A 7758-nucleotide genomic window follows, 5' to 3' on the forward strand; every position below is an offset into this window, starting at 1 on the left:
TATTTCTGACCGAGCCCAGCCGGGAAATCGAAGCTTTGGCGGCCATCCAGGAAGCGCGTTATGTCGATGGGCTCGATATTACGGCGCTCCCAACGCTTGCTGCAATTTTGCAGGGTCTTGGTCTGACCGCCGCCGCCGCGCGCCTCGCCCCGCCCGATGCCGATCTTCTCGCCACCAACCGCACGCGGACAGCGAAGGCGCAGGCCGATTTGCGCGCCTTTGCGGCGCAAGGCGTCCCCACGCTTGTGCTCACCGACAGCCACGGGCGGCGGCACCTGCTGCCCAGCACGATCCTATTCGGCGGGCTCGACGCCTTTCTCAAGCAACTCTCGCTATAAAGGATTCTCTGCCATGGTCACCCGCCGCACCGCCTTAAAAATCCTTATTGCCCTTGGGGCAACCGCCAGCCTTGGCACCGAGGCCCTCGCGGCCAAACCGGCGCTCACCTGGATGGCGTTCCCCGCGGACGCCAGCGGCTTCAACCGCGCGCCGGTTCTCTTGACGGCCGGCGACGAGGCCATTCTGATCGATGGTGGCTTTACCCTTTCCGATGGGCGCGCGCTGGCCGCCGCCATCAAAGCGACGGGCAAAAGGCTGACGACGATCCTGGTGACGCAAAAAGACCCCGATTATTACTTCAGCCTCGGCCCCGTTAAAGCCGCCTTCCCGGCAGCGCGGGTGGTCTCGACTGCGGAAATCGTTGCGGGCATCAACGGTAATGTGAGCAAGAAACTGGCCGTCTGGGGCCCGCAGTTGAAGGAAAACGGGCCGCAAACCCTGGCCGATGTCGTGATTCCCGAGGCGACCGACACCCGCAGCTTCACCTTGGGCGGGCATCGTATCGAATTGATCTCCGAGCCGGGCCATCCCCATTCTACCTATGTGTGGGTACCCAGCCTGAAAGCCGCCTTCGGGGGCGTCTTGGTGGTGGCCGATCATCACGTCTGGATGGCCGATAGCCCGACGCCCGCAGATCGGAAAGCCTGGGTCAAATCCCTCGACGCACTCGCCGCCCGCAAGCCAAAAATCGTCGTCGCGGGGCATCTACTACCCTCGTCGAAGACCGACGCCAGCGCAATTGCCTTCACCCGCGCCTATCTTCTCGCCTACGAGCACGAGGCCGCAAAAGCCGCCGATGGCAAAGCCCTGAGCGCTGCCATGAAAGCCCGGTACCCCGGCCTCGCCTCCGAAGGCTCGCTGGAGCTTGGCGCGAAAGTGGTGAAGGGGGAAATGACCTGGGGGTGAGGCGAATGCTCCCAGCCCGGTGAAGCCGCTGGACCTTGCGCGCGCAAACCCTTATCGCTCTTGGCTAAGTTTTTCGAACGCAAGGCCAGCACGGTAATTTATGGAAAATTTGAACTGCCCGCAGTGTGGCTCCGAGCATGTCTATCAAGACGGCGATCTGTGGATCTGTCCGGAGTGCGCGCACGAGTGGAACCCGAGCGAGGCGAGCGCCGAGGCGGCAGAGCAGGGCGTTAAGGATGCCAACGGCAATCCGCTGGCCGATGGCGATACCGTCACAGTCATCAAAGATCTGAAGGTCAAAGGCTCGTCGCTGGTCGTCAAAGGCGGGACCAAGGTAAAAGGCATCCGCCTGGTCGACGCCACCGACGGGCATAACATTTCCTGCAAAATCGACGGGATCGGCGCAATGAACTTGAAATCAGAGTTCGTCAAGAAAGCCTGACGGCCCTCCTTCTACCCAGCCAACCCGTCCATAACCCGCGCCAGCGCCACATCGCGCGTCGAAAGACCGTTGCAATCGTGCGTCGTTAGCAGCACATCGACGCGGTTATAGACGTTGAACCATTCCGGGTGATGGTCGGCTTTTTCTGCCGCCAAGGCCACTTGGTTCATGAAGCCCCAGGCGGCGGAAAAATCCTTAAAGCGGAAGCTTTTCGTAATCGCGTCGCGGGTGGGCTCATGGGTCCAGCCGGAGAGCTGCCCGAGGGCGTCCGCCCGTTCCGTCGCCGTCAATTTCTGCACCATTCGAACTCTCCTTCTTGCACCCTGTCCAAGATCGACGCTGAAGCGTGCGCCTTCTATACGGCGGATTTACGCTTTACAGGCGGGAAGTCAAAGAGGTAAAATTTTATTTTAGAGATTAAGAAATTATCTCCTTACGGGGGATTGGTTTCTATCGAATCGAGTCTTAAAACACGTATCGGGATGTAATTTATAATAATTTAAGATAACCAGAAAAGAATATTGATCATGCTGAAATTAGAGCAATATTCTGATAAATATAATTTTTTGATATCTCTAATCATTGGCTTTTTTCTAGTTTTTTTTATAATCCCACTGTCCATCTTAACCGCGAATGTTCACGATTGGCATACGAGTGTAAACTCAGATTATGGGATGACTCTAAACGGCTTCCTCTATTTCTGGGTCGAACCCTGGCATTTCCCCATTTTCGCGGTCGATGGTCTGGGGATACCATTCGGTTACAATATTTTTTATACCGACTCTTATCCGCTCGCGGCGTTTCTTGCTAAACTTCTACCCTTGGCATCGGCCCCCAATTTTTATCCCGCCTGCTTAGCCCTCTCGATTATTCTTCAAACCGCTGCTGGAAGCTATTTTGCGCGAGCCTGCGGGTTGCGCGGCCCGGCAGCGCTTCTTGCGGGTGGGTTTTTTACGTTTACGCCGTTTTTTCTATTCCGCTTCGGCCATATAGCCCTTTTGAACCATTGGATCCTGCTGGTTGGTTTGGCGGAGGTGGTGCGAAACCGGCCCGGCTTTCAAGGCCGATTGCTGCTTCTATCGAGCCTTGCCTTTCTAACCCATGCCTACCTTTGGGCCATGGTGTTCCCGCTCTTTTTAGGCGCGACCCTCCGCGCGGCGCTGGCCTCCCCCACCCCGGCGAAATTACTGGCCCGCGACTATCTTCTGGGGCTTGGCCTCATGATCGGCCTTGCCTATGGGATCGGGCTGATCGGCCAAGGACTAACGCCCTTGCCGCCGGATAACTTTGGTCAGGCGTCGCTCAATCTCCTCAGTCCTTTCCTTCCCCAGCGAAGCGGCATTTTTCCGGGGCAAGGCATTCTGGATGCCACGGGCTTGCAGTACGAAGGGTTTGCCTATCTTGGCGCGGGAAGCCTTGGGCTGCTGCTGGCGGCGGTGCTCGTGGCGCGGCGGCCCTACCGCTGGCCGCGCCGGGCCACCTTAGGCTTGCCCGCCCTTCTGGCACTATTCTTGATCTATGCCGTATCGAATAAAGTATATGTCGGAAATTATCTTATTTTCAGCATCGATCTTCCGCCGGAATGGCTGCAGATCGTCGCGCAGTTCCGCAACTCGGGGCGTTTTTTCTGGCCGGTCGGCTATGCGCTGGTTGGGTATTCCCTGTTCATTGTAAATAAACGCCTCCGCCCTGTGCCGAAATACGGCCTGCTTTTGACGCTTCTGGCGCTGCAAATCATTGACGCAGGCCCAATGCTCAAAACCGCGCGGCACGAGATGGGCGACCGGCGCACACCCCTGATCGATGCAGCGACCTGGGAGCGCCATTTCGCCCACAGCGAGCGGCTGATTATCGCCCCGCCCTTCGGGTGTGCACCAATCGAAGATTGGCCGGTGATCGTCGATCTGCAAAATCTTGCCGCGCAAAACCACATCCCGATCAATAGCCTCTATGCAGCGCGGGCGCTGAAAACCTGCGAGGAGGGGCGCGACGCCACGCTCGCCGGCCCCCCGGTTGCGGGAACGACCTATGCCCTCATCGGCGCGCAAACCGGCCCGGCGATCCGCGCGGCGCTGCCCTGCGCGCCGCTGCGCGTTCCCCGCCAAACGCATAAGCTCTGGCTTCCCCAGTCCGCCTCGGGCGAAACCGAAGTCTCCATCTGCCGCGCGGGCCCGCCGTGATCGGAATGGCGCGGGCCGCCCAACTTCGGTAAACCTAAGTGCTATGCTGGAAACCGATCTCGCCCGCAAGCTGCTCGACTTCTACCTCGCCCTTGGGGTTGATGAGGCTATGGGCGATGAGCCCCTGGACCGCCGCCGGGCCGAACCGCCGCCGCTGGCCGTTCGACCGCCGGAAAGCCGCCCTGTGCGTTCAAACCCAGAGCCGCTCAGTGCGCCGCGCGCCGCTGCCCCCCCGCTCGATCTCGCCGCCCTGTCGCCCGACCGGGGGCTAGCCGATGCGCGCAGCCTGGCCGCCGGGTGCACATCGATTGCCGCGCTGGAGGCCGCCATTCGCAGCTTCGATGGGTGCGCGCTGAAGCAAACCGCCATGTCCACCGTCGTCTACGATGGTGCCATCGATGCGCCCTTGTTGGTGATCGGCGAAGCGCCGGGCGGCGAGGAGGATCGCTTAGGAAAACCCTTCGTCGGGCCTGCCGGGCAGATGCTCGATAAGATGCTGGCCGCGATCGGGCTCGACCGCAGCCGAGTGTGCATAACAAACATGGTGTTCTGGCGTCCTCCGGGAAATCGCAAGCCGACCGATGCCGAGTTGGCCTTATGTCTTCCGTTCGTCGAACGCTTCCTTTTTCTGATGAATCCTAAGGTTGTCCTGCTCGCGGGTGGCACGCCTGCTCAGACTCTTTTAGGGCGGACGGACGGTATTACAAAGCTGCGTGGACGTTGGTTTGATTGGACTGATTCACGCGGCGCAACAATACCTATGCTGCCCTCTTATCATCCTTCGTATTTACTGCGCTCGCCTGGACAAAAGCGCGATGCGTGGCGGGATTTTCTAATACTCGCGGATAGACTAGAGACCCTTATACAGTCGTAAAAAAGCCATAAATTCTAGCCGGTTGGCATGTTTGTGTGACACTGTGCCCACACCTGTTGCGGATTTTCCTACTTGTCACGAAACTGTCGCCGCTCTATCTACAGCAGGCAATGACCAACACTCGTACGACTCAAGGGGGCTTCGGCGCCCGTGGGCGGGGCTTTTTGCTTTTCGCAACCTCGCTTTCGGTTCCCGTCCTCCTTCTCGGCCCGCTGCTGGCCTTTTCCCGACCCACTTTGGGCGCGGCGCCGGTCGCGCTGCCCGATGAGGTCGCGGTCTACACGCCGGGTCCCACTGTCCCCACGGACGAAACCTCTCAAACCCTCCCCGATGTGCTGCGCGATGGCGACGTTGTGCTGTATCGGAAGATTCTTGAAGCCCATGACGCCGCCGATTGGGCCACCGCCGACAAGCTGATCGGCGCTTTGACTGATCGGCAACTCGTCGGCCATATCCTCGCGCACCGCTATCTACAAACGCCCTATAAGGCGAGTTATGAGGAACTGCGGCGCTGGCTTTTGTCCTTCATGGACCAAACCGAAGCGCCGCGCCTCTATGCCATCGCGCAAAACCGCAAGCCGAAAACCGGCGCGCCTGCCCTGCCGAAGCTGAAGCAAAACGCCAGCTTCGCGCGGTCGGGCGACGAGGATATAAGCTGGCGCGACAAGCCCTATAACTCGGCCAACCCCGGCAAAGGTTGGCCCGCGCTGAGCGCTAAGCTGAAGCGGGTGAATAGTGCCGATAAGGCGCGCGACGCCTTGGCATTGGTGACGGCGGCTGAAGACACCGTCGATCCGGTTCTGCTCGATCAAGCCCGCGCCCGGTTGGCGCAGCTTCTGTTCCTCGCGGGACAGGATGGCGCGGCCCTCGCCGCCGCCACGACCGCCGCCCGCTCCGCCGAAAAAGTGCCCGATGGTGCCTGGACCGGCGGGCTTGCCGCCTGGCGATTGGGGAAGAAGGGCGAGGCGCTTGGCCTGTTTGCACAAGTGTGGGATTCGCCCGCAGCTTCCGAATGGACCCGCGCCGGGGCCGCTTTCTGGGCCTATCGGTCGGCAAAAGCCACCGGCAAAACCGTCGAAGCCCAGCAGTGGCTGACCCGCGCGGCGGACGCCCCCTATAGCTATTACGGTCTCATCGCCCGCCGCACCTTGCAGTGGGATATTTCGCTGGATTGGGAACTGCCCAGCCTCACGGCGCGCGATCTCATTAGCCTCAAGCGTTTTCCAGGCGTCACCCGCGCCCTCGCACTGACGCAAATCGGCCTGAAGCCCCGCGCCGAAGCCGAATTGCGCGCCGCCCTGCCGCGACTGCCCGCCGAACTGTATCTGCCGATGCTGACTTTGGCCGAGCGCGGCGGCAGCCCCGGCCTTGCCATGAGCCTTGCCGGATCGGTGTTGCGGGCCAAGGGCGAGCGTTACGACGCCGGGCTGTATCCGGTCCCCCATTGGACGCCGCGCCAGGGCTTTGCTGTTAACCCGGCGCTGCTCTATGCCATCGCCCGGCACGAATCGCACTTCACCGTCGCGGCGAAGAACCCCTCGGGCGCACAAGGGCTGCTGCAAATCATGCCGGGAACCGCCACCGCCATGGCGCGCAAAGGCGGAACGCCCGACGACGCGCAGGAGCTTTCCGACCCGACGGTGAATATGACCCTCGGCCAGCGCCTCGCCTCCACCCTGCTGCGGCACGATCTGGTGAAGGGTGATCTGTTGCGCTTTGCCGTCGGCTATAGCGCCGGGATCGGCCAACTCGATAAGATGCTGAAGGGCGACGAGACGACCAAAGGCGCGCTCACCGCCGCCCAGCGCGACCCGCTGCTGTTCGTCGAAAGCATCCCTTTCGCCGAAAGCCGCAATTTCGGCAAACGCCTGCTCGCCAACTATTGGATCTACCAAAAGCGCCTGGGCCAGCCGACCGATAGCCTAACCGCGCTTGCGGGCGGGAAAATCCCGACCTATCGTCCGGGGCAATATGCGCCGGTGGATGTGGCGGCGCGCTAACCTGTTCCCCGGTTGGAGACCTAAACATGAGCAAGATCGACGAAACCCGCGCCTTCCGCCCGGTCAATATCGCCCTGCTCACCGTCTCCGACCGGCGCAGCTTGGCCGAAGATACCTCCGGCGATCTGCTGCAAGAACGCCTCACCAGCGCCGGGCATGTGTTAGCGGCGCGGGCGCTGCTGAAAGACGATCTGGCTGCCATCATCGCGCAACTGAACGCCTGGATCGACGATCCTGAAGTCGATTGCGTTATCACCACGGGCGGCACCGGGCTAACCGGACGCGACGTGATGCCGGAAGCCTTCAAGGCCGTGGTGGAAAAGGAAATCCCCGGCTTTGGCGAGCTTTTCCGCTGGATCAGCTTCCAGAAGATCGGCACCTCAACGATCCAAAGCCGTGCCACCGGGGGCCTTGCGCGCGGCACCTACCTTTTTGCGCTCCCCGGCTCCACCAGCGCTTGCCGCGACGGCTGGGACGAAATCCTGCGCTGGCAATTGGATGCACGGCATAAGCCCTGCAATCTCGTTGAACTCATGCCGCGCCTGCGGGAGCATGAGGCGGTTTAACGCGCCCCATCGTCCCCGCGCCTCCACCCTTACGCGACAGAAGTGAAATTAGCCCCGACGAGCGTCGAAAGCATGGCACTGGTCGAATTACCGATGATCCCGATTTCCGTGCCGGTTCCAGTGCCCGCACTGATATCCGTATCGTGCGTAATGTGAATCTTAGTATCGACCGAACTATACCAGAGCACAATCGCACTTCCGGAATTGTCTGTAATGGCACCCGCCGTCGCGTTCAACTCGGTCTGAGCGGCAGCGTAAGAAGCAAAGCCGGTGGTATTCAGCAGGATGACCACATCGACATCGCCCGCCGCTGCCGTATTCGCCAAGCTGGACACCCGCAAAAACCCTCGCCCGTTCAGTTTTGCTGTGATTCACTGATGGGGTCCCTCGCTCGGAGCCTACCGATGGAACCTCAATCGCTTTTCAGCCTGAACGATCACCTTAAAGCCTT

At 60.6% G+C, this 7758-nt stretch carries 8 protein-coding genes and 1 pseudogene; 7 read left to right on the forward strand and 2 right to left on the reverse strand.

The features are described 5' to 3' along the window. From ACIQ36_RS16430 to ACIQ36_RS16440, 3 genes and pseudogenes are all read left to right on the forward strand, one after another. A pseudogene (locus ACIQ36_RS16430) lies at positions 1 to 338 on the forward strand (DsbA family protein); the annotation flags it as partial. Positions 339 to 351: 13 nt separating this feature from the next. Further along, positions 352 to 1245 (forward strand): MBL fold metallo-hydrolase, encoded by an 894-nt coding sequence (locus tag ACIQ36_RS16435; RefSeq protein WP_395831282.1) that lies wholly within the window; start codon positions 352 to 354, stop codon positions 1243 to 1245. A gap of 100 nt (positions 1246 to 1345) precedes the next feature. Then, on the forward strand, positions 1346 to 1687 hold the full coding sequence (locus ACIQ36_RS16440) for a zinc ribbon domain-containing protein YjdM (RefSeq protein WP_395831284.1): 342 nt from the start codon (positions 1346 to 1348) through the stop codon (positions 1685 to 1687). Positions 1688 to 1698: 11 nt separating this feature from the next. Here the strand turns inward: ACIQ36_RS16440 and ACIQ36_RS16445 are convergent, their stop codons facing one another. Next, a complete protein-coding gene (locus ACIQ36_RS16445) occupies positions 1699 to 2046 on the reverse strand; it encodes a 4a-hydroxytetrahydrobiopterin dehydratase (RefSeq protein WP_395831296.1) in 348 nt (115 codons plus the stop codon). A 315-nt stretch (positions 2047 to 2361) separates the two neighbouring features. On the opposite strand from ACIQ36_RS16445, the gene ACIQ36_RS16450 reads away from it, so the two are divergent. From ACIQ36_RS16450 to moaB, 4 genes are all read left to right on the forward strand, one after another. Continuing rightward, positions 2362 to 3867 carry a hypothetical protein gene (locus ACIQ36_RS16450; protein WP_395831286.1) on the forward strand — a complete coding sequence of 502 codons (1506 nt, stop codon included), beginning with the start codon at positions 2362 to 2364 and terminating at the stop codon, positions 3865 to 3867. Between the two features lie 43 nt (positions 3868 to 3910). Further along, entirely contained in the window at positions 3911 to 4741 is an 831-nt protein-coding gene (locus tag ACIQ36_RS16455; RefSeq protein ID WP_395831288.1) for a uracil-DNA glycosylase family protein, read from the forward strand. Between the two features lie 164 nt (positions 4742 to 4905). Next, positions 4906 to 6741 (forward strand): lytic transglycosylase domain-containing protein, encoded by a 1836-nt coding sequence (locus ACIQ36_RS16460; RefSeq protein WP_395831290.1) that lies wholly within the window; start codon positions 4906 to 4908, stop codon positions 6739 to 6741. Positions 6742 to 6767: 26 nt separating this feature from the next. Further along, positions 6768 to 7307, forward strand: coding sequence for a molybdenum cofactor biosynthesis protein B (gene moaB / locus ACIQ36_RS16465; protein ID WP_395831292.1), 540 nt, complete (start codon positions 6768 to 6770; stop codon positions 7305 to 7307). A 29-nt stretch (positions 7308 to 7336) separates the two neighbouring features. Here the strand turns inward: moaB and ACIQ36_RS16470 are convergent, their stop codons facing one another. Then, positions 7337 to 7642 (reverse strand): hypothetical protein, encoded by a 306-nt coding sequence (locus tag ACIQ36_RS16470; RefSeq protein WP_395831294.1) that lies wholly within the window; start codon positions 7640 to 7642, stop codon positions 7337 to 7339. Positions 7643 to 7758 lie beyond the last annotated feature (116 nt).

Origin of the sequence: Elstera sp. (assembly GCF_044372965.1) — a bacterium.
Lineage (GTDB): Bacteria > Pseudomonadota > Alphaproteobacteria > Elsterales > Elsteraceae > Elstera.